Origin of the sequence: Salmonella sp. SAL-020 (assembly GCF_017372215.1) — a bacterium.
GTDB classification, from domain to species: Bacteria; Pseudomonadota; Gammaproteobacteria; order Enterobacterales; family Enterobacteriaceae; genus Salmonella; species Salmonella enterica.
Window position 1 is genome coordinate 4,552,788 of record NZ_CP071690.1, and the last position, 25,799, is coordinate 4,578,586.

At 53.7% G+C, this 25,799-nt stretch carries 25 protein-coding genes; 6 read left to right on the top strand and 19 right to left on the bottom strand.

Going from position 1 to position 25,799, the window contains the following annotated elements:
* Window positions 1–6: 6 nt before the first annotated feature.
* From ubiE to udp, 3 genes are all read right to left on the bottom strand, one after another.
* Window positions 7–762, bottom strand: a complete 756-nt coding sequence (ubiE, locus tag J1G48_RS22000) for a bifunctional demethylmenaquinone methyltransferase/2-methoxy-6-polyprenyl-1,4-benzoquinol methylase UbiE (RefSeq protein WP_000229009.1) — start codon at window positions 760–762, stop codon at window positions 7–9.
* Window positions 763–857: 95 nt separating this feature from the next.
* Entirely contained in the window at window positions 858–2,288 is a 1,431-nt protein-coding gene (rmuC, locus tag J1G48_RS22005) for a DNA recombination protein RmuC (RefSeq protein WP_001027862.1), read from the bottom strand.
* A 139-nt stretch (window positions 2,289–2,427) separates the two neighbouring features.
* Window positions 2,428–3,189: a uridine phosphorylase gene (gene udp / locus J1G48_RS22010; RefSeq protein WP_000045169.1), complete on the bottom strand. Its 762-nt coding sequence runs from the start codon at window positions 3,187–3,189 to the stop codon at window positions 2,428–2,430.
* 258 nt (window positions 3,190–3,447) lie between these two features.
* Here udp and J1G48_RS22015 point away from each other — a divergent pair, with 258 nt between their 5' ends.
* Window positions 3,448–4,260 carry a dienelactone hydrolase family protein gene (locus J1G48_RS22015; RefSeq protein WP_000213959.1) on the top strand — a complete coding sequence of 271 codons (813 nt, stop codon included), beginning with the start codon at window positions 3,448–3,450 and terminating at the stop codon, window positions 4,258–4,260.
* Between the two features lie 79 nt (window positions 4,261–4,339).
* Here J1G48_RS22015 and J1G48_RS22020 read toward each other — a convergent pair whose 3' ends face one another.
* Together J1G48_RS22020 and metE are read right to left on the bottom strand one after the other, a co-directional pair.
* Window positions 4,340–5,683: an anaerobic sulfatase maturase gene (locus J1G48_RS22020; RefSeq protein WP_000017941.1), complete on the bottom strand. Its 1,344-nt coding sequence runs from the start codon at window positions 5,681–5,683 to the stop codon at window positions 4,340–4,342.
* 343 nt (window positions 5,684–6,026) lie between these two features.
* Window positions 6,027–8,291: a 5-methyltetrahydropteroyltriglutamate--homocysteine S-methyltransferase gene (gene metE / locus J1G48_RS22025; protein ID WP_000154187.1), complete on the bottom strand. Its 2,265-nt coding sequence runs from the start codon at window positions 8,289–8,291 to the stop codon at window positions 6,027–6,029.
* Between the two features lie 248 nt (window positions 8,292–8,539).
* Between metE and metR the strand changes: the two genes are divergently transcribed.
* Window positions 8,540–9,493, top strand: coding sequence for an HTH-type transcriptional regulator MetR (gene metR / locus J1G48_RS22030; RefSeq protein WP_000569790.1), 954 nt, complete (start codon window positions 8,540–8,542; stop codon window positions 9,491–9,493).
* Here metR and J1G48_RS22035 read toward each other — a convergent pair.
* From J1G48_RS22035 to pldB, 3 genes are all read right to left on the bottom strand, one after another.
* Window positions 9,381–10,280, bottom strand: a complete 900-nt coding sequence (locus J1G48_RS22035) for a carboxylate/amino acid/amine transporter (protein ID WP_001196254.1) — start codon at window positions 10,278–10,280, stop codon at window positions 9,381–9,383. The two genes, metR and J1G48_RS22035, sit on opposite strands and share 113 nt — an antisense overlap.
* Before the next feature lie 80 nt (window positions 10,281–10,360).
* Entirely contained in the window at window positions 10,361–11,161 is an 801-nt protein-coding gene (gene yigL / locus J1G48_RS22040; RefSeq protein ID WP_000285338.1) for a sugar/pyridoxal phosphate phosphatase YigL, read from the bottom strand.
* 15 nt (window positions 11,162–11,176) lie between these two features.
* Window positions 11,177–12,193, bottom strand: coding sequence for a lysophospholipase L2 (gene pldB / locus J1G48_RS22045; protein ID WP_000487682.1), 1,017 nt, complete (start codon window positions 12,191–12,193; stop codon window positions 11,177–11,179).
* Between the two features lie 110 nt (window positions 12,194–12,303).
* Between pldB and rhtB the strand changes: the two genes are divergently transcribed.
* Window positions 12,304–12,924: a homoserine/homoserine lactone efflux protein gene (gene rhtB, locus J1G48_RS22050; RefSeq protein WP_000142528.1), complete on the top strand. Its 621-nt coding sequence runs from the start codon at window positions 12,304–12,306 to the stop codon at window positions 12,922–12,924.
* A gap of 39 nt (window positions 12,925–12,963) precedes the next feature.
* On the opposite strand, the gene rhtC is transcribed toward rhtB, so the two are convergent.
* The 3 genes from rhtC to pldA form a co-directional block, all read right to left on the bottom strand.
* Window positions 12,964–13,584, bottom strand: coding sequence for a threonine export protein RhtC (rhtC, locus tag J1G48_RS22055; protein WP_000980080.1), 621 nt, complete (start codon window positions 13,582–13,584; stop codon window positions 12,964–12,966).
* A 63-nt stretch (window positions 13,585–13,647) separates the two neighbouring features.
* Window positions 13,648–15,477, bottom strand: a complete 1,830-nt coding sequence (gene recQ / locus J1G48_RS22060; protein ID WP_001664819.1) for an ATP-dependent DNA helicase RecQ — start codon at window positions 15,475–15,477, stop codon at window positions 13,648–13,650.
* 83 nt (window positions 15,478–15,560) lie between these two features.
* Window positions 15,561–16,430 carry a phospholipase A gene (gene pldA / locus J1G48_RS22065; protein WP_001201692.1) on the bottom strand — a complete coding sequence of 290 codons (870 nt, stop codon included), beginning with the start codon at window positions 16,428–16,430 and terminating at the stop codon, window positions 15,561–15,563.
* Window positions 16,431–16,594: 164 nt separating this feature from the next.
* Between pldA and yigI the strand changes: the two genes are divergently transcribed.
* Entirely contained in the window at window positions 16,595–17,062 is a 468-nt protein-coding gene (gene yigI, locus J1G48_RS22070; protein WP_001277136.1) for an acyl-CoA thioesterase YigI, read from the top strand.
* A 43-nt stretch (window positions 17,063–17,105) separates the two neighbouring features.
* Entirely contained in the window at window positions 17,106–17,993 is an 888-nt protein-coding gene (rarD, locus tag J1G48_RS22075; protein WP_000339118.1) for an EamA family transporter RarD, read from the top strand.
* Window positions 17,994–18,032: 39 nt separating this feature from the next.
* On the opposite strand, the gene J1G48_RS22080 is transcribed toward rarD, so the two are convergent.
* On the bottom strand, window positions 18,033–18,329 hold the full coding sequence (locus J1G48_RS22080; RefSeq protein ID WP_001170054.1) for a hypothetical protein: 297 nt from the start codon (window positions 18,327–18,329) through the stop codon (window positions 18,033–18,035).
* 174 nt (window positions 18,330–18,503) lie between these two features.
* On the opposite strand from J1G48_RS22080, the gene J1G48_RS22085 reads away from it, so the two are divergent.
* Window positions 18,504–18,884, top strand: coding sequence for a hypothetical protein (locus tag J1G48_RS22085; protein WP_000619297.1), 381 nt, complete (start codon window positions 18,504–18,506; stop codon window positions 18,882–18,884).
* A 47-nt stretch (window positions 18,885–18,931) separates the two neighbouring features.
* Here J1G48_RS22085 and corA read toward each other — a convergent pair whose 3' ends face one another.
* The 7 genes from corA to dapF all read right to left on the bottom strand — a co-directional run bounded on the left by corA (window position 18,932) and on the right by dapF (window position 25,795).
* Complete coding sequence (gene corA / locus J1G48_RS22090; protein WP_000947139.1) at window positions 18,932–19,882, bottom strand: magnesium/cobalt transporter CorA; 951 nt, start codon at window positions 19,880–19,882, stop codon at window positions 18,932–18,934.
* Window positions 19,883–20,037: 155 nt separating this feature from the next.
* Window positions 20,038–20,094: a YsgD/CorL family protein gene (ysgD, locus tag J1G48_RS23480; protein ID WP_212723238.1), complete on the bottom strand. Its 57-nt coding sequence runs from the start codon at window positions 20,092–20,094 to the stop codon at window positions 20,038–20,040.
* 259 nt (window positions 20,095–20,353) lie between these two features.
* Window positions 20,354–22,516, bottom strand: a complete 2,163-nt coding sequence (gene uvrD / locus J1G48_RS22095; RefSeq protein ID WP_000383436.1) for a DNA helicase II — start codon at window positions 22,514–22,516, stop codon at window positions 20,354–20,356.
* 135 nt (window positions 22,517–22,651) lie between these two features.
* Window positions 22,652–23,368 (bottom strand): 5-amino-6-(5-phospho-D-ribitylamino)uracil phosphatase YigB, encoded by a 717-nt coding sequence (gene yigB, locus J1G48_RS22100; RefSeq protein ID WP_001213560.1) that lies wholly within the window; start codon window positions 23,366–23,368, stop codon window positions 22,652–22,654.
* Window positions 23,368–24,270: a tyrosine recombinase XerC gene (gene xerC, locus J1G48_RS22105; protein ID WP_000132878.1), complete on the bottom strand. Its 903-nt coding sequence runs from the start codon at window positions 24,268–24,270 to the stop codon at window positions 23,368–23,370. The genes yigB and xerC overlap by 1 nt, the downstream gene beginning before the upstream one ends.
* Window positions 24,267–24,974 carry a DUF484 domain-containing protein gene (locus J1G48_RS22110; protein WP_000812763.1) on the bottom strand — a complete coding sequence of 236 codons (708 nt, stop codon included), beginning with the start codon at window positions 24,972–24,974 and terminating at the stop codon, window positions 24,267–24,269. Before J1G48_RS22110 ends, xerC begins: the two co-directional genes overlap by 4 nt.
* Window positions 24,971–25,795, bottom strand: a complete 825-nt coding sequence (gene dapF, locus J1G48_RS22115; protein ID WP_001160671.1) for a diaminopimelate epimerase — start codon at window positions 25,793–25,795, stop codon at window positions 24,971–24,973. Before dapF ends, J1G48_RS22110 begins: the two co-directional genes overlap by 4 nt.
* Between the last annotated feature and the right edge of the window lie 4 nt (window positions 25,796–25,799).

The window sequence follows — 25,799 nt, forward strand, 5'->3', positions numbered from 1 at the left end:
ACCCTCCTAGAATTTATAACCACGGTGCAATGCCACAACGCCCGCCGTCAGATTGTAATAATCCACGCTCTCAAATCCGGCGTCCTGCATCATGGCTTTTAAGGTATCCTGATCGGGATGCATACGGATGGATTCCGCGAGATACCGATAGCTATCCGCATCGTTTGCGACCATCGAGCCAATACGCGGTAAAATATGGAAAGAATAGGCGTCATACGCTTTACTCAGCGGCTCAATGATAGGCTTGGAAAATTCAAGCACCAGTAAACGTCCGCCGGGTTTCAACACACGGAACATTGACCGCAGCGCTTTTTCTTTTTCCGTTACATTGCGCAAACCAAACGAAATGGTAATGCAATCAAACGTATTATCAGGGAAAGGCAGAGCTTCGGCATTCGCCTGCACATACTCTACGTTGCCGATCACGCCGATATTACGCAGCTTCTCACGCCCCATTTTGAGCATAGAATCATTAATATCCGCCAGGATAACTTTGCCAGTTTCCCCGACCATACGTGAAAATTTCGCGGTAAGATCGCCCGTACCGCCCGCTAAATCGAGAACGGTTTGTCCACGACGCACGCCACTGCAATCAATGGTGAAGCGCTTCCACAAACGATGAATGCCAAATGACATTAAATCATTCATCACATCGTACTTTGACGCCACAGAATGAAAAACGTGGGCCACCATGTCAGCTTTCTGCTCTTTAGCGACGGTCTGAAAGCCAAAGTGCGTCGTTTCTTGTGAATCTTCCACCATCTCAGTGCCTGCTTATCGATAAAAATGTTCAAGAAGTGTAACAGATTGGGCCAATTTGCCCTACTCTGCGCCAGGACTAAACTACTCCGTATGGGTTAACTTAACTGCTGCTTCACCCGTTCATCATTGGGATAATGTTCATCCTGCCGCCCTTCAGGGATCGATCGTAAACGATATTCTTCATCTTGCGTAACGGCCTGTTCCGCTAAATCCGGATTAATCTCGCGTTTGATTTCCACGCCTAGCCCCCGGAAGGCCTCCGCCTGCGCCAAAACGTTGCCACGCCCCGACGCAAGTTTTTTCATCGCCTGGCGGTAGTTATCCTGCGCTTTATCCAGACTCTGACCGATCGCTGACATATCATCAACGAACAACCGCATTTTATCGTAGAGCTTACTGGCTCTGTCTGCGATGTGCTGCGCATTGCGGCTCTGGTGTTCATAGCGCCACAGGTTGGCGATTGTCCGTAACGCCACCAGCAGCGTCGTGGGGCTTACCAGCATAATGTTATTTTTCAGCGCCTCGGTTATCAGTTCGGGCTGTTTATCTAACGCCAGCAGGAAAGCGGGTTCTACGGGGATAAACATCAGAACATAGTCCAGCGAGCGGAGGCCGGGAAGCTGCTGGTAGTCTTTACGCCCCAGTAAGCGAATATGATTGCGCACCGAGGCGATGTGCTCTTGTAAAGCGGCCTCGCGCGTGTAGTCATCTTCAGCGTTAAAGTAACGCTCGTAGGCGACCAACGTCATTTTAGCGTCGATGACCACATCTTTGCCCTGCGGCAAGCGGACGATGACATCCGGCTGCATCCGCGAGCGCGCATCGTTCTCAATACTGACCTGGGTTTCGTATTCGTAGCCTTCACGCAGTCCGGATGCCTCCAGCACCCGCGCCAGCACAACTTCGCCCCAGTTTCCTTGCGCCTTATTGTCCCCTTTCAGGGCGCGCGTCAGGTTGATCGCTTCCTGCGCCATTTGCGCGTTAAGCTGCTGCAAATTACGAATTTCGTGCGCCAGCGTATGCCGCTCCTGCGCTTCTTTGCCAAAACTCTCCTGAACCTGGCGGCGAAAACCGTCCAGTTGCTCACGCAGCGGCGTCAGCAGGCTATTCAGGCTTTGTCGGTTTTGTTCGTCTACGCGACGATTACTGTGTTCAAAAATACGGTTCGCCAGATTTTCAAACTGCTCGCTTAAACGCTGTTCGCTGTTGATCATCTGACGGATTTTGTCTTCCGCGTGTTGTTGAGTCGCTTCCAGACGGGTCGTGACTTCACGCAGATCGGCTTCCAGAGAGGTATTGATACTGTGCAGGCTACGCAGTTCGTTATTAAGTAACTCGCATTCACTGCGCCAGTGCGCTTCTTGCGCTAATTGCTGCCGGGCCGCGCTAAGTTCGATATCCAGCTCACGCCGTTCTTCGATAAGATCGGCGCGGATTTGATCGGCGTGCGCTTTCGTCGCCAGCCAGCCAATCACCGCCCCAGCCGCCAGCGCCACGACGGCGCTTATCATAAGAGTAATATTCACAACACCTCTCCTGGAACCACACTGTCCTGCACAAAATAGAATTGTGCTGTATAAACGTCCAGTTTAAAAGGGATTTCCTGCGAGGCGCCACGCAAAAAGAAAAGGCCGAACGCGTCGGCCTTTGCAAAAGAGAGGAGAATTACAGCAGACGACGGGCCGCTTCCACGACGATTTTCACCGCGTGGCTTTCAGTTTGTTTCATCGTTTCCGCATTCGGAATCTCTTGTTGGGTACGGTTGACGATAACGCCCGCCACCATACCTGCGCGTAAACCCTGGCTTGCGCACATGGTTAACAGCGTAGCGGATTCCATTTCGTAGTTCATCACGCCCATCGCCTGCCACTCTTCCATAGAGCCTTTGAAGCGACGAACAACGCGGCCAGAATAGGTGTCGTAACGTTCCTGACCCGGATAGAAAGTGTCGGAAGAGGCGGTTACGCCAACGTGAGTCGTGGCGCCAATCGATTTCGCGGCTTCAACCAGCGCAGTGGTGCAGGCAAAGTCGGCAACCGCCGGGAATTCCATCGGCGCAAAATGCAGGCTCGCCCCATCCAGACGTACGGATGCGGTCGTTACCAGAACGTCGCCGACGTTAATGTGCGGCTGAATAGCCCCCGTGGTGCCGATACGCAAGAAGGTACGAATACCCAGTTGCGCCAGTTCTTCCACGGCAATAGAGGTAGACGGGCCGCCGATACCGGTAGAGCAAACGATAACTGCTTTGCCATCCAGCTCAGCGCGCCAGGAGGTGAATTCGCGGTGAGATGCCAGCTTAACCGGCTTATCCATCAGCGCGGCGATCTTTTCCACACGCTCAGGATCGCCAGGGACGATGGCGAGCTGGGCCCCTTGTAAATCGTTTTTGGTGAGGCCGAGATGAAAAACATCAGACTTGGACATATAAAACTCCTCTGTGAATCGGGTTTGTCAGAAGAAGCAAAGAGACACTTTACCTAAGGCATAAAGATATTTTCGTGACAGCCATCACTATGACGTAAAACAATTGCACTCGCTTACCATTAAAAAGTGATGTTCATCACAATAAATAATCAATATCGCCAAGCATTGCACAAAAGATAGCCGCTTTAAGGCAATGTGGTTTGTTACACACTGTCTATAGTTAAGATTGCGCTATTTTTTAAGGGTACGGAGAATACCATGACAACGACACATCCATCCGGCTTTGCACCTGCAGCTTCCCCACTTGCCCCTACGATGATTCATACGCCTGATGGGGCCATTAGCGCGGGGATAACGTCGATCCCCTCTCAGGGCGACGATATGCCAGCCTATTACGCCAGACCAAAAGCGAGCGACGGCGCGCTGCCTGTGGTCATTGTGGTACAGGAAATTTTTGGCGTACATGAACACATTCGCGATATTTGCCGACGACTGGCGCTGGAAGGCTATCTCGCTATCGCGCCAGAACTCTATTTCCGCGAAGGCGACCCCAATGATTTCGCCGATATACCCACATTATTGAGCGGGCTGGTGGCTAAAGTACCGGATTCGCAAGTCCTTGCCGACCTGGATCACGTCGCCAGTTGGGCTTCGCGCAACGGCGGGGATGCGCATAGGCTGATGATCACCGGTTTTTGTTGGGGAGGCCGAATTACCTGGCTGTACGCCGCGCACAACCCTCAGTTAAAAGCGGCGGTAGCGTGGTACGGCAAGCTGGTGGGCGACACGTCACTCAATTCGCCGAAGCATCCCGTTGACATCGCCACCGATCTTAACGCGCCGGTACTGGGTTTATACGGCGGGCAGGATACCAGTATTCCACAGGAGAGCGTGGAAACCATGCGTCAGGCGCTACGCGCCGCTAATGCGAAGGCGGAAATCGTGGTCTATCCCGATGCAGGGCACGCGTTTAATGCCGATTATCGTCCGGGCTACCACGAAGCCTCAGCGAAAGACGGCTGGCAAAGAATGCTGGAATGGTTCGCGCAGTACGGTGGGAAAAAAGGCTAACCACAGCGCATTACGATGTTTGTTGGGCCTACGAGACCGGAGTCGGTGTAGGCTCAACAAATCGTCATCGCCACGTTAGCTATGCTTTACCACAGCATTTTTTATATTTTTTGCCGCTGCCGCAGGGACAGAGATGGTTACGACTGACGGCTCCTGTGTCTTTACGCGCGTCCTGCGCCAGCCAGCGCATGATCGATGCCATCGGATAGCCTTGCGCCAGCAGCTCCCGCCAGACATTCATATACGGCGTAACGTGCTGGAAAAAATGTTTATAGCCCGCACACAAGTAATTATGCGCAGGATGACCGGACGGCGAGACGGCAAAGCGATGCTTCGGACAGCCGCCATGACACGCAAAGCGGTAGTCACAGCGACGACAATCGGCGGTCAGGGTCTCCCGCTTGGCCTCGCCAAACGCAATAGCCCGCTCGCTATTATTTAAGGTTTTGATGCTGTGCTGGTGGATATTCCCCAGCAGATGCTCCGGGTAGACAAAGTGGTCACAGTTGTAGAGATCGCCGTTCGACTCCAACGCGAAGGCATGTCCACAAGTCTCGGAATGTACACACAGTACCGGCTGCTGCGCCGTCCAGGCGGCTAACGCCACGTCAAACATCTGCACATAGACGCGGTCTACGTCGCGACGAACCCAGATATCAAAGATCTGGTTGAGAAATTCGCCATATTGCCACGACGGTACCGTCCATGGCGCCAGCTTTGCCGCGCTTTCGCCGGGCATCACCAGATTAAGTACCGATGAGTTATCGGTGCTCATTCGCTCCACCAGCGGGATAAACTGAATAAAACGCGATCCCGCCGCCAGAAGAAATTCGTAGACGTCTGCTGCATGACCGACGTTATGTTTTCCCACGACGGTTAAGGTATTAAAGTCGACATGGTGCGCTTTAAGCCGCGCCATTGCTGCGACGACCTGTTCATGAGTTCCTTTTCCAGCGCGATTAAGCCGATAGTGGTTGTGTAACGACGCCGGGCCGTCGATAGAGAGACCGATGAGAAAATGCTGTTCAGCGAAAAAGCGCGCCCACTCGTCATTCACCAGGATGCCGTTCGTCTGCAACGCATGAGTGATTTTTCGCCCATCGCCGTACTTTTCACATAATGCGACAACCCGGCGGAAAAACGGTAGCCCCATCATGGTCGGTTCGCCGCCCTGCCAGGCAAAGTCAATGCGGTCGCCACTCTGCGCGGCAATATGCTGGCGTATAAATTGTTCCAGCGTCTCGTCCGACATCCGCCAGTTTTTATTGCGTTCCGGGTACAGCGCCTCTTTTTCAAGATAGAAGCAATATGTGCAATCAATATTGCAGATCGCGCCGCCGGGTTTGGCCATTACGTGACAACCTGCTACCGCCATGTCAGACATCTCCGTTAAAAAATAAGGTTCACCAGCGCCATGAGACAATGCGACGTTTATCGTCGCCAGGGAACATAACAGAATGGAAAACCTCGTTTTGTGCTATGAGAGCGCTGGGCGATCATGACAGGAAAAACGATCTGCGAGGCAATAAAATCCGCCGCGCTGCTTCCGGGGACGCTATCCGCCTGGTTGTCATTCATACGGAGAACCTTTTTATTATCAAGATCGCCAAATAGCCAGATCCTGAAAAAGACAGCGCGGAAAATAAGAAAAAGGGAAATGAGAAAAAAGAGGAGATAGAGGCGCTGTTAATCAGGTCAGGCACGGGCGCTACCCGTCAAAGGGTAGCGCCGCATTGCTGCCGGATAAACGCAGCGGCCAGGATGGGTTATTTCGCCTGACGCAGATTGTGCGCCGCTTTGACCATGTTCGCTAACGCCGCGCGGGTTTCAGGCCAACCGCGAGTTTTCAGACCGCAGTCCGGATTCACCCACAGGCGTTGTGCCGGTATACGCTGTGCCGCCTTCTTCAGCAGGGCTTCAATCCACTCGACGCTCGGCACGTTCGGCGAGTGAATATCGTACACGCCCGGCCCGATTTCGTTCGGGTAGTCGAACGCTTCGAACGACTCCAGCAACTCCATATCCGAGCGGGAGGTCTCAATGGTGATCACATCCGCATCCAGCGCGGCGATCGAATCCATAATGTCGTTGAACTCGCAGTAACACATGTGGGTGTGGATCTGGGTTTCATCCTTCGCCACCGCCGCGTTGATGCGGAAGGCTTCCACACCCCATTCCAGATAGGCGTCCCAGTCGCTGCGACGCAGCGGTAAACCTTCACGCAGCGCCGGTTCGTCAATCTGAATAATCCCGATCCCCGCCGCCTCCAGATCCGCGACTTCATCACGCAGCGCCAGCGCAATCTGTTTCGCAATCGTTTCGCGGGTCACGTCTTCGCGGGGGAATGACCAGCAAAGAATTGTCACCGGGCCGGTCAACATCCCTTTTACCGGCTTGTCGGTCAGCGACTGGGCATATTTCGCCCACTCCACGGTAATCGGTGCCGGACGGCTGATATCGCCAATCACTACCGGCGGTTTCACACAGCGGGAGCCATAGCTTTGCACCCAACCATTCTGGGTAAAGACGAAGCCGTCCAGATGCTCGCCGAAGTATTCCACCATGTCGTTTCGCTCGGCTTCGCCGTGTACCAGCACATCCAGCCCTAAACGCTCCTGCTCGATGATAGCCTGTTTGATATGTTCGGCGATGCCGGTGCGGTAGTTGTTCGCGTCGAGGTTGCCCTTTTTGAAGTCCAGACGCAGACCGCGAATTTCCGTGGTTTGCGGGAACGAACCGATAGTCGTCGTCGGCCAGGCGGGAAGTTTAAAGCGGGCGCGTTGCGCTTCAGCGCGCACCTCATACGGATTCTCACGCTGGCTGGCCTGCGCGGTGATCGCCGCCAGGCGTTTTTCTACCGCGGCATTATGTACGCGGCGGGAGTGACGACGAGCCTGAATCGGTGCGCTCCATTCCTCAAGTGCCGCCGTTTCGCCGCTGTTCAGCGCATCGCGCAGCAACGCCAGTTCACCGCATTTTTGCAGCGCAAAGGCAAACCAGCTTTTAACTTCCGTATCCAGACGCGTTTCGACGCTGAGATCGATCGGGCTGTGCAGCAAAGAGCAGGAGGATGCTACCCACAGCGCGCGTTTGCCCACAATGGCGTTAATCTGCGCGTATTTTTCGGTCAAATCGGCGCGCCAGACATTACGCCCGTTAATCAAGCCTGCGGAGAGCAGCCAGTCGACCGGCAGACGTTGATGCAGTTCCGCTACATCATCTTTGCCATGAATGAGGTCAACATGTAACCCCTGTACCGGTAGCGCGATAATAGTGTCCAGGTTTGGCGTCACGCCTTCAAAATAGGTCGTCAGCAACAGCTTCACCTGGCCGGCGAGCGCGTCGTAAGCCGGTTTGAAGGCATCCAGCCACGCCTGCGGCAGTTCCAGCACCAGTGCTGGCTCATCAATTTGGACCCACTCAACACCACGCTTCGCCAGCTCAGCCAGCACGTGCTGATACACCGGCAAAATGTCTTTCAGCAACGTCAGGCGGTCAAACGGCTCGCCTTTCACTTTACCCAGCCACAGATACGTGACAGGCCCCAGCAGTACGGGTTTGATCTTATGCCCCAGCGCCAGCGCTTCGTCCACTTCCTCCAGCAACTGTGTCCAGGTAAGCCTGAACTGCTGGCCTTTGCTGAACTCCGGTACTATGTAGTGATAGTTAGTATTAAACCATTTGGTCATTTCCGCTGCCGCCGCCGGTTCGCCGGTTGGCGCGCGACCGCGGCCAATGCGGAACAGAGTGTCGATGTCCACGGAACCGTCGTTGTTCTGATGACGAGCCGGCACATTGCCTAACAGCAGGCTGGTGGTCAGAACATGGTCGTACCAGGCAAAGTCGCCTACCGGTAACAGGTCAATACCCGCTTGTTTCTGCTGCTCCCAGTGACGCGCGCGCAGTTCGCGGCCTACCGCCAGTAACGCTTCACGCGTTGAGTTCCCCGCCCAGTAGCTCTCTTGCGCTTTTTTCAGCTCGCGACGCAGGCCAACGCGAGGAAAACCGAGGGTATGAGTCAATATTGTCATTTTACTTCCTCTCTTATTTTATTGAATCTGAAAGTAAAACTCTAAATAGTTCGGCTTGCAGGAAGGCGGCGACACAGCGCATCCCCAGGAGCTTACTGAAGTAAGTGACTGGGGTAAGCAAGGAAGCCAACGCATCTGCAAGTCGAAATATGACGAGTTTTAGACGTCTGGATGTTTACACATCCATAATGTAAAGGTACTGTATATTCCTCAAGCGCAATTTGTTCATGGCGAAGTGAAGGACTTTCATGATCGAAATTAAACATCTGAAAACACTCCAGGCATTGCGGAATAGTGGATCGCTGGCTGCCGCGGCGGCGGTGCTGCACCAGACCCAATCCGCTCTGTCTCATCAGTTCAGCGATCTGGAACAACGCCTTGGCTTCCGCCTGTTCGTGCGTAAAAGCCAGCCGCTGCGCTTTACGCCGCAGGGGGAAGTTCTGCTGCAACTGGCAAACCAGGTGCTGCCGCAAATCAGCCGTGCGCTGCAGGCGTGCAACGAACCGCAGCAAACTCGTCTGCGCATCGCTATTGAATGTCATAGCTGTATTCAGTGGCTGACCCCGGCGCTGGAAAACTTCCGTGCAAGCTGGCCGCAGGTAGAAATGGATTTCACATCCGGCGTCACTTTTGATCCGCAACCGGCCTTGCAACAAGGCGAGCTGGATTTGGTGATGACGTCGGATATTTTGCCGCGCAGCGGGCTGCATTATTCGCCGATGTTTGATTTTGAAGTCCGACTGGTGCTGGCGCCCGACCATCCGCTGGCCAGCAAAACGCAGATTACGCCGGAAGATTTAGCCAGCGAAACGCTGTTGATTTACCCGGTGCAGCGCAGCCGACTGGATGTCTGGCGACATTTCCTGCAACCGGCGGGTACCAGTCCGCTGCTGAAAAGCGTGGATAATACGCTACTGCTGATTCAGATGGTGGCGGCCAGAATGGGCATTGCCGCCCTGCCGCACTGGGTGGTGGAAAGCGTTGAGCGCCAGGGTCTGGTGGTGACCAAAACCCTGGGCGATGGTCTGTGGAGCCGCCTGTATGCCGCCGTGCGCGACGGCGACCAGCGTCAGGCGGTGACCGAGGCGTTTATTCGCTCGACGCGGGATCACGCCTGCGATCATCTGCCGTTTGTGCGGAGCGCGGAGCGACCCATTTTCGATGCACCCACAGCGAAGCCAGGATCACAGCCGCGCCTGTAATAAAGCTTGGCCAGTGGGGCTGCTGATGCCAGATGGCAAGATTAACCAGTAGTCCTGCGGGAACATGCATATTATTCATGATACCCAGCGTCCCGGCATCTACCTGGGTAGCGCCATAGTTCCACATAAAGTAGCCAATGCCGGACGCCACCACGCCGAGAAACACCAGAATGCTCCATTGCAGCGTGGTTTCCGGCAGCTTTTGCGCGTTCCCCAACAGCGACCACGCCACCGCCGCCACCAAAAACGCCCCCAGATAGAACCATGCAAAGGCGTTGTGCTGCGGCATGGGACGGGTCTCCATCAGACGTTTATACCCCACCATTCCGATAGCGAAACTGATATTAGAAAGCTGCACCAGGAGCAAACCGACCCAAAAATGGTCGGTCACGCGATCGTAGCGAATAATCCCGGCGCCAATCACCGCCAGCAACGCGCTAAATGCATAGCCCCAGCGCAAACGACGCTGACTCATCACATCGTAAATCAGCGTGATATAGAGCGGCGTCAGAACGGTAAACAGCAGCAGTTCGGATACGGTCAGGTAGAGGTAAGCATGGAAGCTCAACATATACATGATGCCAAGCTGCATCGCCCCCACCAGCATATACAGGCTGATGGTTTTTAGGTTGTGCCCGCGAGAACGCAAAAACGGCAGAAAAACGAGCGCCGCCAGCCCAACGCGTATCAGCACCGCGAAATAGCTATCGACATGCCCGGCAAGATACTCGCCAAATAGACTAAAGGAGAAAGCCCACAGGATAGTGGTAATGATGAGTAGCGCCACAATGGATGTCTCTTAAAACAGGGAACACCCATTGTAGCGGAGAGTGAAGTTGACAACTGGTCAACTAACAAACAATCACATCAGCGTAAGAAAAGATCGCGCAGGTAATGCGGCACGGCGTTATCCGCGTTGATGCCGATCACCTCAAGTTCGGGATACAGGTCTTTCAGACGCTGGTGCGCATTGCCCATGATGCAGCCTTTGCCCGCCATCGTGAGCATTTCAGCGTCGTTCATTCCGTCGCCAAAGGCGATACACTCTTTCAGGCTGTACCCCATCGCCTGAGCGACCGCTTCCAGCGCATGACCTTTCGACACTCCGCCCGCCATCACTTCCAGACAGGTTAGCGTAGAGAAGCTCACGTTTACCCGATCGCCCCAGCGCGCGTTAATCGCCTGCTCCAGCGGCAACAACTTTTCATGAGTGTCGCTGGTGAAAAACACTTTGCTGACGCCCTCCGGCTCCAGCAGCGCAGGCTCAAACAGCGAGTAGTTAAATACCGCCTCTTTGAAAAAACGCATTTCATCGGGGCGATGACGATTCATAAACCATTCGTCGTCGCGATAAACGTTAGTCACGATGTCCGGGTTCGCATTCACCACCCCGAACAGGTCGCTGGCAATGTCGCTGTCCAGATTATGCGTAAAAACCAAATTCCCGTCGGTATCGTGCACTCGCGCGCCGTTGGAGGTGATCATGTAAGACTTGATTTCAAGATTATCGCGGATTTGCCCTACATCGACATGATGACGACCAGTGGCAAAGACAAAATGGATGCCGCGTGCGGTCAACAGCTTCAGAGTCTCTTTGGCATAAGGGGACAACGTATGGTCGGGGGAGAGCAGCGTGCCATCTAAATCAGACGCAACAACCTGATACATAATAAAATTTAACCTCTAAGCAAAGCGATTTCCGCTGGATAAATTAGGCTTGTTGAAAAATTCAACAATGGCGTTAAGCGCGACTGAGCGCATGGCGTCCTTTTCAAAAAGGATCTCATGGTACGCGCCTTTGATAACCAGCGGTTTTCCCCCTTCACAAGGGTATCCCGCCGCGGCGCGAATTTCACAAAAACGATCGTGGGTGCGGTTATCCACTACCCGCTCTTCTTCCGCCTGAATCAGTAGCGTAGGCGTCGTGTCATCGCTCGCCCCAGCCAGAACCTGCTCACCCGCCAGAATGCCTTCGCGTACCCAATGCCAGGTGGGGCCGCCAACGCGCAGCTGCGGCTCGTCGGCATAAAATCGTAAGTTGCGCTGATAACGCTGGCGGCTGTGGGTCAGCGCATTCATCCCAAACGGCAACGCCCGCCACTGACCGGTACCAATAGCGTAATCTTCACGGATACGCTGGTGCCCCTCGGCCCAGTCGAGAATATGGCGCACCATAAAGGAAGGCAAGCGTATCACAATACCAAACATCGGCGCGGTGAGCGCAATAGCGTCGCACCGCACACGATGGCGTTGCAGGAACAGGGTGGCTATCGCGCCCCCCATTGAGTGCGCCAGGATATAACGCTTACGCCACGGCCCCAGCTCAATTTCCTGCTGCCAGAACGCCGCTAAGTCCTCAACATAATCGTTAAAATGATCAACGTGGCCCCGATGCGGGTCCGATAACATCCGCCCGGAGCGCCCTTGACCACGGTGGTCGATGATGAAGATATCAAAACCGAGATGAAAAAGGTCATACGCCAGTTCAGCGTATTTTACATAACTCTCAATGCGGCCAGGACAAATGACGATCGTCCGATCGTTAGAATCATTCCGAAAACGGACAAAGCGCACCGGAATGTTACCCACGCCGATAAACTCCGCCTCTTCCCGCTGACGCCAGAAATCGGTCAGCGGCCCCATAGCAAAAGCGGCAAACGCATTTTCTCTTGTTTCCCAGTCATTTTGCTGCTGAAACATCGGGTTTTCGGCCTCGTTTACCAGGTAAAATCGTTTTTTGCGTCGTGCCTGACACAACACAGCGGCAGTAGCGTATTGTGGCACAAAAACAGACAACCAGGGAGTTTCGCATGACCTTTGAATGGTGGTTCGCCTATCTACTGACCTCAACTCTGCTGAGTCTTTCTCCGGGTTCAGGCGCCATCAATACCATGACGACGTCTATCAACCATGGATATCGTGGCGCAGTGGCTTCTATCGCCGGACTCCAGACCGGGCTGGGGATACATATCGTACTGGTGGGCGTCGGACTGGGTACGCTCTTTTCGCGCTCGCTCCTCGCTTTTGAAATTCTGAAATGGGCTGGCGCGGCTTATCTTATCTGGCTGGGTATCCAGCAATGGCGCGCCGCAGGCGCTATCGATCTGCATACCCTCGCCCAGACGCAATCGCGGGGTCGGCTGTTCAAACGGGCGATATTTGTCAATCTAACCAATCCCAAAAGTATTGTCTTTCTTGCCGCCCTGTTTCCGCAATTCATCATGCCGCAGCAACCGCAACTGGCGCAGTACCTCATTCTCGGCGTCACCACGATTGTGGTGGATATGGTTGTGATGACCGGTTACGCCACACTGGCGCAGCGCATTGCCGCCTGGATTAAAGGACCAAAGCAGATGAAGGCGCTGAATAAAGCGTTTGGTTCGTTGTTTATGCTGGTAGGCGCGCTCCTGGCGTCGGCAAGACACGCGTGATAGTCGTGCCGGATGATGTTTATCCGGCCCGGAGGTAAATTAGCGCGAAATAATCAGGTGAATACCAAAGCCCGCAAACAGAGCGCCGGCAAAGCCATCAATCCATTTCGCCAGACGCTGATAGCCACGGCGCATTTTCGGCAGCGCGAACAGGCTGGCGACTACGGTAAACCAGGCCAGCGTTTCCAGGGTGATTAACGCGAAAATACCCCAGCGCGCCGCAGCGCCGACGTTATCGCCGACAAAAAGTGAAAAAACGGAACCAAAATAGATAATCGCTTTAGGATTCGACAGATTGGTCAGCAGCCCTTTGAGAAAGCTGCGCCCGCTCTGCGCCAGTTCAATGTGCGGAGAAGACGCCGCCGCATCCTGTTTTTTCAGCGCGCCGCGCAGCATCTGATAGCCCATCCAGCACAGGTACAGGCCGCCGCCTACCATAATGATCGTATGCAGCCAGGCCATTTTTTCGATGATGAGATGCAGGCCAAGCAGCGCCACGCCCGCCCATACCATCACGCCGCAGGTGATGCCCAGTACGCCCATCATCGCTTCTTTACGCGAACGGCTGACAGCAGTTTGAGACACGAAGAAAAAGTCGGGGCCGGGGCTCATTAGCGCAACGATGTGCACCATTGCCACGGTGAAAAATAGCATCATCATAAAAATGGCTCGCGGGGAAATAGTTCAGTGAGTCACCATCCTGGCACTTTTTTGCCGGGCTGACTACTCTTCGTCATCACCATCGACATGCGCGCGGATGAGCGCCATAAATTCTTTCCCGAAGCGCTCCAGTTTGCGCATCCCAACCCCGTTAACGCTTAACATCTCGCTGGCGGAAACCGGCATCTGTTCCGCCATTTCTATCAACGTGGCGTCGTTAAAGACCACATACGGCGGGATATTCTCTTCATCAGCGATAGCTTTACGCAGCTTGCGCAACTTAGCGAACAATTTGCGATCGTAATTACCGCCGAACGATTTCTGCATCACGCGGGGTTTGAGGGCGACGATGCGCGGCACCGCAAGCTTTAGCGGAACGTCTCCACGGAGTACCGGACGCGCGGCATCCGTCAACTGTAATGCGGAGTGCTGCGCAATATTTTGCATTACCAGCCCCAGATGAATGAGCTGGCGAATCACGCTCACCCAGTGCTCATGGCTCTTTTCGCGTCCCATGCCATAAACCTTGAGTTTGTCATGACCGAAATCGCGGATGCGTTGGTTATTCGCGCCGCGGATCACCTCGACAACGTAGCCCATGCCAAAACGCTGGTTAACCCGACCAATGGTAGAAAGCGCAATCTGGGCATCGTTTAAGCCATCATATTGTTTGGGCGGATCGAGACAGATATCGCAGTTGCCGCACGGTTCTTGTCGGCCTTCGCCAAAGTAATTAAGCAATACCAGGCGGCGGCAGGTTTGCGCTTCAGCAAAAGCGCCCATCGCATTCAGTTTATGCCGTTCAATATCCTGAAGCTGTCCGGCTGGTTTCTCTTCCAGACAACGACGTAGCCAGGCCATGTCAGCCGGATCGTAAAATAGCATGGCTTCCGCAGGCAGTCCGTCGCGCCCGGCGCGGCCCGTTTCCTGATAGTAGGATTCAATATTACGCGGGATATCGAAATGCACGACGAAACGTACGTTAGGTTTGTTTATGCCCATTCCAAAAGCGACGGTCGCCACCACGATTTGCAGATCGTCGCGCTGAAATTTTTCCTGCACATCGGCGCGAATAGCGTTTTCCAGCCCCGCATGATAGGCCGCCGCGCTAATGCCGCGACTTTGCAAGCGCGCGGCGGTATCTTCCACTTTCGCCCGACTGTTGCAGTAGATGATACCCGATTTGCCGCGTTGCTCCTGAACATAGCGCATTAGCTGGTCGAGCGGCTTAAACTTCTCCATCAGCATGTAGCGGATATTCGGTCGGTCAAAGCTACTGATCTGGATTAACGGATCGTTAAGCCCAAGCAGACGAATAATATCCAGGCGCGTGGTGTCGTCGGCGGTGGCGGTCAATGCCATAAACGGCAAAGCGGGAAAACGCTGGCGAAGCTGACCGAGCGCCGCATATTCCGGACGGAAATCATGTCCCCATTGCGAGATACAGTGCGCTTCATCCACCGCCAGCAATACCGGATTCCAGTGCGCCAGATGATCAAGAAAGTTGTCCAGCATCAGGCGTTCCGGCGCAATATACAGCAGACGAATCTGTCCGGTACGGCACCCCGCCATCACCTCAAGCTGCTGCTCGCGGCTTTGAGTGGAGTTCAGGCACGCCGCCGCCACCCCGTTCGCCAGTAGCTGATCGACCTGGTCTTTCATCAACGAGATCAGGGGCGAAACGACGACGGTCAACCCGTCCAGCAACAACGCGGGGATTTGATAGCACAGAGATTTGCCGCCGCCGGTGGGCATGACGACCAGACAGTCGCGACCGGAGAGCGCAGTATCAATAATCGCTTCCTGGCCCGGGCGAAACTGTTGGTAGCCAAAGGTTTCCTGCAAAACCTGTTTGGCCCCTGATTCCAGATTCAACACTTCCGCCTGCGCCACATTAACCCCGTTCACCATAAATCAAAACAGGCGCTATTTTCAGCGCCTGCGAGAGAAACTGCAATGTTTAAAACACAATCCAATCAGAAGATATCGTTAAGCATCACGCCGACGCCGACACGTGTCTGATTAAAATTATAGTCGATCAGCGATTCGCCATAGCCGCTGTACACCTGGGTATAAAGCCGGACATGTTTGGTGACCGGATAGCTTAATCCAACTTCCGCGCCGCCGTAGCCTGTATTCCAGTTGTACTGGCCTTTGGCGCTTAATACCGCCTCGCCCAGGTGATAACCGATTTTAAGCTGGTAATAACCCATATATTTGGTGATGTCCGGATTATCGTCGGTACTGCCAATCACGTACCACGGTTTGACCTCTACCAGCCAGTTACCGTTTTCGGCCATCAGACGGGTATACAGACGGTTCCAGCTACGCGAGGTGGGGTCCGAACGTCCGTTAGAGTCATGGTTGTAGCCCATCTCTACGTCGCGCAGCGTCCAGCCGGCAAAGCGATAATCGGTAGCAAAACCAAGAAAAAGCTGCGGTTCGTAGTTGGTTTCGCGAAACGGCGAAGACTCTTTACTGTTGGAAAGCTGCCACCAGGATTTCTGCGTATAGGAAGCGCCCAGTACCGAGTTCGGCCCCAGTATTCCGCGCCACAGCGGAAACGCCAGGCTCAACTGAAATTTCACTTCATCTTTACGTGCGTTTTCAGACCAGTTGTAGGTACTTATGGCCTCTTTGTTCAGATCGCTGGTGTTCGTGTAGATCAAGTAGTTCGTGTCATAAGGGTAAAGCGTAAAAGGGTTATCATGCTCCTGTAGCATGTTAGCGATGATACTTCCCCGTACTGCAGGCGCATCATGAACCTCTTTTATCGTAGCTTCTTGTGCATATGCCGCTAATGGCAGTAGCGTGGCTGGCAACAACCCTCTCAAAATCGCCCGCATTCTTGACGTTCTCCTGACGAAGTATTTTCAGCTTGAATCATTCTCTGCCAACCATTTTTACATATTTACACACATAGCCGTTAGTTATCCCTTCTTAAAGTAGAGAACAACAATTAAGAAGCATAATATCAACATTTCATTAACCAATGGAGTGTCAGGAATCTATGTCCGCTGTACTTACCGCTGAACAAGCTCTGAAATTAGTGGGTGAAATGTTTGTCTACCACATGCCGTTTAATCGGGCGTTAGGGCTGGAGCTGGAACGCTATGAAAAAGCGTTCGCCCAACTGGCCTTCAACAACCAGCCGATGATGGTCGGCAACTGGGCGCAAAGCATTTTACACGGCGGCGTGATCGCCTCTGCGCTGGATGTCGCCGCCGGACTGGTATGCGTCGGCAGCACGCTAACTCGCCACGAAACCATCAGCGAAGATGAACTACGCCAGCGCCTGTCGCGGATGGGAACGATTGACCTGCGCGTTGACTACCTGCGTCCGGGCAGAGGCAACCGCTTTACGGCCACCAGTAGCCTGCTGCGCGCAGGGAATAAAGTGGCCGTCGCCCGCGTGGAATTACACAATGAAGATCAGCTGTACATCGCCAGCGCCACCGCTACTTATATGGTGGGATAAAAGCAGGTAAACTGTTGTTACAATTCAGATACGAGTTTTCCGGATGGACGCAAAACAAACACGGCAGGGCGTATTACTCGCTCTTGCCGCCTATTTTATTTGGGGGATCGCCCCCGCGTATTTCAAGCTGATCTATTACGTTCGCGCAGATGAGATCCTGACGCACCGCGTGATTTGGTCATTTTTCTTTATGGTGGCGCTGCTTAGCGTCAGCCGGCAGTGGCGACAGGTTAAGCGCTTACTGAAAACGCCAAAGAAGATTTTCCTGCTGGCCCTGTCCGCCGTACTGGTCGGCGGTAACTGGCTATTATTCATTTGGGCGGTAAATAATCACCATATGCTGGAGGCCAGCCTGGGTTATTTCATTAATCCACTGGTTAACATCTTGCTGGGGATGATTTTTCTTGGCGAACGCTTCCGTCGAATGCAGTGGCTGGCGGTGATTCTGGCGGTGTGCGGCGTGCTGGTGCAACTCTGGACGTTTGGTTCACTGCCGATTATCGCGCTGGGGCTGGCGTTTAGTTTTGCGTTTTACGGCCTGGTGCGTAAGAAGATCGCCGTTGAAGCGCAGACGGGTATGCTGGTCGAAACGCTATGGCTGTTGCCGGTCGCGGCAATTTATCTGTTTGGCATCGCCGATAGCCCTACCAGCCATATGGGACAAAACGCACTATCGTTGAACTTGCTGTTAATGGCGGCGGGTGTGGTCACTACGATTCCGCTGCTGTGCTTCACCGGAGCGGCTACGCGTCTGCGTCTTTCTACACTGGGCTTTTTCCAGTATATCGGCCCAACGCTGATGTTTTTACTGGCGGTGACGTTTTATGGCGAAGTGCCGGGCGCGGATAAGATGGTGACATTTGCGTTTATCTGGGTCGCGCTGGCGATTTTCGTGATGGATGCGATTTATACGCAGCGGCGTAAGCATTAAATAATAAAATGGCAGCTATTATCTGGCTGCCATTTTATGTTATTTCTTCTTAGTAAATAGCAATACAATAAATAATATAATATTTGTTACTGGAAACACGCCCAACACACCAATAAACTTATTCCAACCAACAAACGTTAAATAGCGGGCATGAATCTGGCAAAAGCCGAATCCCAACGCTATTCCAATCCCCCTCAAATTTAATGAAGTACAAATCGACAGTACACCGAGCAGGACAATAGCAATCACCCACCATCCAATCCAAGCTTTAATGAATTCGGCTTTAGAAAAAGGGTCTTTACCAAAATAAATTTGCCAGAAATTTTTCTTTTGCATTTTATGAAATCCATTCATTGAAATTGTTAATTACCAGATAATATATTTAATTATTATCGATTGCTGTACAGCGTAATTATCATGACATTAATTACCATTGCTGTCATTAGAAAATTCAGTGTAATATATTTACATGTGAGATCTGAAGTTGGTTATCAATATGGAAAAAATAATATGATTAGGATTATTAAAGATATTTTTCACCCTTCCCCAAGGGATACATTGAAGCGAGCAAAATTTGTTATTTATACATTATCATCGTGGATAATATTATTTACTATAATGCCTAAAAACCAATATCTTAATTTAATATTTATTATTGCCAATACCTATATCCATATTAATATTGGCGCGAAGAGAATCAGAGATTCAGGTTGCAGGGCACTTTATTTCATCGCATTGTCTATAGGTGTAAATGTCTTCTGTACAGTCAGTGTCGCACTCAATGGGGCTGATTGCGATAACATTGGTATACAACTCAATATTGCCTGGGTAATACTCACAACACTACTGCTATCTTTCATCGCTTCTTCAAAACAAGAACTTTCCTCATGATGAAGAACTTCCAACGGACTGGCGGTTAAATCGCCAGTCCGTATATTTTACAACCAGTTCTTACGCTTAAAGTACAGATACGGCGCAAGCCCCGCCAGAATCATAAAGATAATCGCGCCTGGATAACCAAAGCTCCACTTAAGTTCCGGCATAAACTCGAAGTTCATCCCATAGCTGGAAGCGACCAGCGTCGGCGGCAGGAACACCACGGAAACCACCGAGAAGATTTTGATAATGCGGTTCTGCTCGATGTTGATGAACCCCATCGCCGCCTGCATCAGGAAGTTCACCTTCTGGAACAGCGATTCATTGTGCGGTAGCAGAGATTCGATATCGCGCAGGATCTCACGCGCCTGCTCCAGCTGTCCGCCCGGTAAGCGCGCCTTGCGCACCAGGAAGTTCAGCGCGCGCTGGGTATCCATCAGACACAGGCGTACTTTCCAGCCGATATCTTCCAGCTCCGCCAGCGTGGAGAGCGCTTCGTCGTATTCATCGCCCTGATGCCCTTCCATAATGACGCGGCTCAGTTTTTCCAGATCGCTGTAAATGTTTTCGATCTCATCCGCTAGCTGTTCAATTTTGGTTTCGAACAGATCGAGCAGTAATTCATAAGCATTACCGTCGACCATCGCCTGGCTGCGGGCGCGCATACGATACAAACGGAAGGCGGGCAGTTCACGTTCACGCAGCGTAAACAGACGGCCATCGCGAATAGTGAATGCCACCGTAGAGTTACCGGCATGATCTTCCGCATCTTCGAAGAAGAAGAAGGAGTGGATATGCAGTCCGTCTTCGTCTTCAAAGAAGCGCGCGGATGCTTCGATATCTTCCAGTTCAGGACGCGTCGCCAGACTCTGGCCCAGCTCAGATTGTACGCGCAATCGCTCGTCGTCGTCCGGTTCGACCAAATCGACCCATACGGCATCAATCAGGCTTTGTGACTCCTCGACTTCCAGCCGGGTCAGTCGGTTTTTTTCCAGTTGAAATGCGCTCAGCATGACCGGGACTCCCAATGCGTAAAAATATCGGACAGTTCAGATGGGCACACAGAAACAAATTGGGTTTCAGACCATTAAACAGCCTGACTCAACGCGACGGGAAAAAATGAAAGGTCGCTGACAACCGCTAAGGCTATCAGCAAAAAGGGATAGCCTTAGGAGTTGATCCTGGATGACAGGATAATGAGCCAGTATCTACTGGGTGTGTCCAAGGCGAATGTCCTCTTAGCGTAATCGTGGGCGCATGTTACGCCAGCAAAAATTTGCCGTCAACACGCAACGAAACGCGAAAAAGCAATAATTTCCCCTTATGCAGAAAGGTTAGCAGAGTGAGAGTATTTATCTATGATTTCAGAATATTAACATCAATATATCGCCGGATGGCGGCTTCGCCTTATCCGGCCTACAAATCAAAATGTTAGCCAGCACGTAGGCCGGATAAGAGGTGCCATCCGGCAATATGAGAGCCGGTCAAACCGTTTCCAGCTTCGCATACGCGGCAACCAGCCATTTGATCCCTTGCCCCTGAAAAGCCACCTGCAACCGGCTATGCTCGCCGCTGCCCTCCAGGTTGACAATAGTTCCCTCGCCGAACTTCGCATGGCGCACGCGTTGGCCGAGTTTGTAGCCTGTGTCGTTTTCCGCCAGCGGCGTTCCCATTCGTTGATGGCTCACCGGACGACTGACGGTGGCGCGCAGACGGACCTCTTCCACGCACTCCTCCGGCAACTCGCCGATAAAACGCGACGGGCGATGGTAGACCTCTTTACCATACAGACGGCGAGTTTCGGCATAGGTTAGCGTCAGTTTCTGCATGGCACGGGTAACGCCGACGTAGGCCAGACGACGCTCCTCTTCCAAACGCCCGCCCTCATCCAGCGACATCTGGCTGGGGAACATCCCCTCTTCCATCCCGACGATAAACACCTGCGGGAACTCCAGCCCTTTGGCCGAGTGCAGCGTCATCAGCTGTACCGCATCCTGCCAGGTATCCGCCTGCCCCTCGCCCGCTTCCAGCGCCGCGTGAGAGAGGAAGGCCTGCAATGGCATTAAATCTTCATCTTCGTCGTTGTAGCTGAACTGCCGCGTCGCCGTCACCAGTTCCTCTAAGTTTTCGATGCGCGTCTGGCCTTTCTCGCCTTTTTCTTGCTCATACATGGTGCGCAGGCCGGAATCTTTGATCACCCGGTCAGTCTGCACATGCAGCGGCATGTCGGCAGTTTCCTGCGCCAGAGCGTCGATCAGTTCCATAAAGCGTTGCAGCGCGCTGGCCGCACGCCCGGCCAGGGCTTTTTCCTGTAACAATTCACGGCACGCCTGCCACAATGTTAGCTGGCGATCGCGCGAGGTCTGGCGCACCACGTCCAGCGTGCGGTCGCCGATACCGCGCGTTGGGGTATTCACCACGCGTTCAAAGGCGGCATCATCGTTGCGATTGGCAATCAAACGCAGATAAGAGAGCGCATCTTTGATCTCCTGGCGTTCGAAGAAGCGCATACCGCCGTAAATCCGGTACGGCATACTGGCCTGTAATAACGCTTCTTCCAGCACGCGCGACTGGGCGTTGCTGCGATAAAGGATGGCGCATTGCGCAAGCGCGCCGCCGTTGTCCTGCCAGGTTTTGATACGGTTAACCACAAAGCGCGCTTCATCCAGTTCGTTGAAAGCGCAGTACAGCGATATCGGTTCGCCATCAACGCCGTCAGTCCACAGCTTTTTACCCAAACGCCCATTGTTATTCTCAATCAGAGCGTTCGCCGCGCTAAGGATGTTGCTGGTCGAGCGGTAATTCTGCTCCAGACGAATGGTCTGCGCGCCGGGGAAATCATTGAGGAAGCGCTGGATGTTCTCTACCTGGGCCCCGCGCCAGCCGTAAATCGACTGGTCATCGTCGCCGACAATCATCACCTTACCGGTATCGCCCGCCAGCAGACGAACCCAGGCGTACTGAATGTTGTTGGTATCCTGGAATTCGTCCACCAGGATGTTAGTAAACCGCTCGCGATAGTGTTGCAGGATGTGCGGCTTGTTCAGCCATAGTTCATGAGCGCGCAGCAGTAGCTCGGCGAAATCCACCAGACCAGCGCGATCGCACGCTTCCTGATAGGCCTGATACACCTTCTGCCAGGTCTGTTCCACCGGATTGCCATAGCTTTGGATATGGTGCGGGCGTAGCCCTTCGTCTTTCTGGCTATTGATGTACCACATCGCCTGACGCGGCGGCCACTGCTTCTCATCAAGATTCATCGCCTTAATCAGGCGTTTAAGCAAACGCATCTGATCTTCGCTGTCGAGAATCTGGAAATCCTGCGGCAAATTAGCGTCCATATGATGCGCGCGCAGCAGGCGGTGCGCCAGACCGTGGAACGTCCCTACCCACATTCCGCCCTGGCTGGTCCCCATCAACTGGCCAATACGATGGCGCATTTCCGCCGCCGCTTTATTGGTAAAGGTCACCGCCATGATGGAGTATGGCGAATTGTTTTCTACGCTCAGTAACCAGGCGATACGGTGCACCAGCACGCGGGTTTTCCCGCTTCCCGCGCCCGCCAGCACCAGCATGTTGCTACGTGGCGCGGCCACCGCTTCGCGCTGTTTATCATTAAGGCTGTCGAGCAGGTAAGAAACGTCCATTGGCACCGCCGCGTAAAAACATGAAAACTAAAAACGCCCGGTGGCGCTTCGCTTACCGGGGCTACTTATCGTAGGGCGGATAAGCATAGCGCCATCCGCCAGAATAACTGGGAATTTATACAGAACTACTGGTGATTATATCAGCGAGGTGAGAGATGCCAACCGCGAAATTTCGATATGCGGCAGTAAACGGCTGTCCTGCGTCCGCATCAGGTCGGCATTTTCAGGTTTAATCCAGCAGGCCTGCATCCCACAGCGAATAGCGCCAGCCACATCGGTAGTCAGATCGTCGCCGACATGCAGGATCTCGCCGATCGGCACATGCAGCTTTTCCGCCGCCAGGAAATACATGTCGCTAAACGGCTTGGAACGTCCATCCGGGCCGGCGCGCAGTACAAACTTAAAGTAATCGCCGAGACCAAATAGTTCCGGCTGGGCGTTGCCGTTAGTGATCGCCACCAGCGGCCATTTTTTCGCAAGCTGCTGTAATGTCTCATGGGTAGCCTGCGGAACCTCAATCTGGCTGCGCCATTTGGCAAAATGCATCATCGCCGCATTCGCGCCGGCAATGGCCTCCTGCGCCGATAATCCCGCATCCCGCATGGCCTGCTCTATCGCACGATGGCGCCAGCGGGTAACGTCATGATAGATTTCCGGCTCCGCTTCACGCACCGCCTGCCGTATCCGCTGTAAATCGACGTTTTGAAACGAACGTAGCGACGGGTGATAATTTTGCATAAAAGCGAGCGCTTCCTGCTCAGTACGCAAAATCACCGGACGGTTATCATAAAGGGTATCATCCAGGTCAAAGGTGAGCGCGGCAATACGCCCCAAAGGCCGGTAAAAACGCATTATTTCCCCCGTTTAGCGCGCGGATGCGCCGCGTCGTACACTGAAGCAAGATGTTGAAAATCAAGATGAGTATAAATTTGGGTGGTGGAAAGGTTGGCATGACCCAGCAGCTCTTGCACGCCGCGCAGATCGCCGCTCGATTCCAGCATATGGGTCGCGAACGAATGGCGCAGCTTATGTGGATGCACGTGGCTGTTTAGCCCCTGCTTTATGCCCCATTCGGCGAACCGTTTTTGGACATTGCGCGCGGAGATACGCTTGCCGAGCTTCGACAGGAATAACGCCTCTTCATCGCTGGCGAACAGGCCGCGCAGATCCAGCCAGTGCTCAATCCACGTCACCGCGTTACGGCCAATCGGCAGGCGTCGCTCTTTGCTGCCTTTACCCATTACCCACACTTCGCCGGTATCAAGATCGAGGTGCTTTATATCCAGGCCAACCAGTTCGGATAAACGCAGCCCCGCGCCGTACATGACCTCCAGCATCGCCCGGTCACGTACGGCGAGCGGATCGTTAAGATCGATGTCCAGCAGGCGGTTAACGTCGTCGACATCAATATTTTTCGGCAGATGACGCGGCGCTTTCGGTGCGGAGACGCCCTTCGCCGGGTTAGCTTTCAATTCGCCCTGACTGACTAACCAGTCAAAAAAGCTTCGCAATGCCGAGAGACGTAGCGCCAGACTGGCAGGGCCAAGCCCTTTACGCCGACTGCGCACCGCAAAACTGCGCACAATCGCAGCGTCACATTGTTGCCAGCTTTTCAGCCCGGTTTCTCCGGCTAAAGCGATAATGGCATCAAGCTGACGCTGGTAGTTCTGCACGGTAATGGGGCTAAGCTGGCGCTCCACGCCTAAATAGCGCAGGAACCGCGAGACATCCTGAGAAAGCGCGACATCCGTCATACGCGTTTAATCCAGCGCTCCAGCAGTTCCGGCAGCATCAGCGCGATCTCCTGTAAAAGCTGCGTCCCCTGCCCCGGCTGATAGTGGTGCGGGTCACGGCTGCTGAAGAGAATCACCCCGAGGTCGCCATCGCTGCCCATCATCGACATAGCTACCGAGCCTACAGCCTTCGCCTCCGGCAAGACCACCAGCAGTTCCGGGCCGTTTAGCGGGCCAAGATAATGCTGCGACTGTCCCAGTCGTTGAATACGCAGCGGCTCGAAGGCCTGACGGTTTAAAGCCAGATGCGTATAGCGCGATGGCGCGCCAAGACGCCACCGATCCGGGAACAAACGCAGCGTCGCGCCGGCAAGCCCCAAATCGCGCGCCCAGCGGTGAAACCGCACCAGCATCTCATCCAGACTATCCGCGGCGACCAGACGGCTTTGCAGATGCAGCAAGCGATAAAACAGGCTTTCATTGGCATGAGCCTGTTCCATCAGCAGCGTCATATTTTCTTCAAGCACATTGATGTGATTACGCGCGCGGGCCATATGCCACTCAACGAGCGAAACCGTTCCCCGCACGGGATGTGGAACACGCATCGCTTCCACGGCATGGGCGTTACGGATAAAAAACTCAGGGTGATGGCGCAGGTAATCGACGACCGCTCGATCGTCCAGTTCCGTGAGCGTTTCCTGTAGTTCTTCCTCTGGTTGCTTCATAAATGGATAAATCCGTCGTAGATATGTGCCGCCGGACCAGTCATGTATAACGGATGACCAGGACCTTTCCAGGCGATATCCAGCCGACCGCCCGGTAATTCCACGCGTACTTCTTCAGCCAGCAGCCCCTGCTGAATCCCCACGGCAACGGCAGCGCACGCGCCGCTGCCGCACGCGCGGGTCTCCCCTGCGCCGCGTTCATAGACTCGCAGCCGGATATGCTCACGTCTTACAACCTGCATAAAACCAATGTTGGCGCGTTCCGGAAAACGCTCATGGCTTTCCAGAACCGGCCCCAGTGTTTCAACGGCCGCCGTGTCGACGTTATCAACCTGAATGACACAGTGCGGATTGCCCATTGAAACCACGCCGCACAGTATGGTCTGTTCCGCCGCTCGCATAATATACGTCTTTTCCGCTTTGTTGGCGCGAAAAGGCACCTGCGCGGGTTCAAAGTTTGGCTCCCCCATATTCACCCGCACCAGTTCATCTTCCGTGACGCTCAGTACCATCCGGCCATTCGCGGTACTGACCCGAATGTCGCGTTTATTGGTTAGCCCTTTCAGGCGAACAAATCGCGCGAAACAGCGCGCGCCATTGCCGCACTGCGAGACTTCACTGCCGTCGGCGTTGAAGATGCGGTAATGAAAGTCCAACTCAGGATCATAGGGCGGCTCAACCACCAGCAGCTGATCGAACCCTACGCCCAGGTGTCTGTCGGATAGCCGACGAATCAGTTCCGGCGAAAAAAAGACATTCTGCGTTACCGCGTCGACGACCATAAAATCGTTGCCAAGGCCATGCATTTTAGAGAATTGCATCATT

What these genes read in the sequence shown, in the direction of transcription:
- ubiE (WP_000229009.1), bottom strand. Translation starts at nt 762, where the DNA reads ATGGTGGAAGATTCACAAGAAACGACGCACTTTGGCTTTCAGACCGTC.
- udp (WP_000045169.1), bottom strand. Translation starts at nt 3,189, where the DNA reads ATGTCCAAGTCTGATGTTTTTCATCTCGGCCTCACCAAAAACGATTTA.
- J1G48_RS22015 (WP_000213959.1), top strand. Translation starts at nt 3,448, where the DNA reads ATGACAACGACACATCCATCCGGCTTTGCACCTGCAGCTTCCCCACTT.
- metE (WP_000154187.1), bottom strand. Translation starts at nt 8,291, where the DNA reads ATGACAATATTGACTCATACCCTCGGTTTTCCTCGCGTTGGCCTGCGT.
- metR (WP_000569790.1), top strand. Translation starts at nt 8,540, where the DNA reads ATGATCGAAATTAAACATCTGAAAACACTCCAGGCATTGCGGAATAGT.
- yigL (WP_000285338.1), bottom strand. Translation starts at nt 11,161, where the DNA reads ATGTATCAGGTTGTTGCGTCTGATTTAGATGGCACGCTGCTCTCCCCC.
- pldB (WP_000487682.1), bottom strand. Translation starts at nt 12,193, where the DNA reads ATGTTTCAGCAGCAAAATGACTGGGAAACAAGAGAAAATGCGTTTGCC.
- rhtB (WP_000142528.1), top strand. Translation starts at nt 12,304, where the DNA reads ATGACCTTTGAATGGTGGTTCGCCTATCTACTGACCTCAACTCTGCTG.
- rhtC (WP_000980080.1), bottom strand. Translation starts at nt 13,584, where the DNA reads ATGATGATGCTATTTTTCACCGTGGCAATGGTGCACATCGTTGCGCTA.
- pldA (WP_001201692.1), bottom strand. Translation starts at nt 16,430, where the DNA reads ATGCGGGCGATTTTGAGAGGGTTGTTGCCAGCCACGCTACTGCCATTA.
- yigI (WP_001277136.1), top strand. Translation starts at nt 16,595, where the DNA reads ATGTCCGCTGTACTTACCGCTGAACAAGCTCTGAAATTAGTGGGTGAA.
- rarD (WP_000339118.1), top strand. Translation starts at nt 17,106, where the DNA reads ATGGACGCAAAACAAACACGGCAGGGCGTATTACTCGCTCTTGCCGCC.
- J1G48_RS22080 (WP_001170054.1), bottom strand. Translation starts at nt 18,329, where the DNA reads ATGCAAAAGAAAAATTTCTGGCAAATTTATTTTGGTAAAGACCCTTTT.
- J1G48_RS22085 (WP_000619297.1), top strand. Translation starts at nt 18,504, where the DNA reads ATGATTAGGATTATTAAAGATATTTTTCACCCTTCCCCAAGGGATACA.
- corA (WP_000947139.1), bottom strand. Translation starts at nt 19,882, where the DNA reads ATGCTGAGCGCATTTCAACTGGAAAAAAACCGACTGACCCGGCTGGAA.
- uvrD (WP_000383436.1), bottom strand. Translation starts at nt 22,516, where the DNA reads ATGGACGTTTCTTACCTGCTCGACAGCCTTAATGATAAACAGCGCGAA.
- yigB (WP_001213560.1), bottom strand. Translation starts at nt 23,368, where the DNA reads ATGCGTTTTTACCGGCCTTTGGGGCGTATTGCCGCGCTCACCTTTGAC.
- xerC (WP_000132878.1), bottom strand. Translation starts at nt 24,270, where the DNA reads ATGACGGATGTCGCGCTTTCTCAGGATGTCTCGCGGTTCCTGCGCTAT.
- J1G48_RS22110 (WP_000812763.1), bottom strand. Translation starts at nt 24,974, where the DNA reads ATGAAGCAACCAGAGGAAGAACTACAGGAAACGCTCACGGAACTGGAC.
- dapF (WP_001160671.1), bottom strand. Translation starts at nt 25,795, where the DNA reads ATGCAATTCTCTAAAATGCATGGCCTTGGCAACGATTTTATGGTCGTC.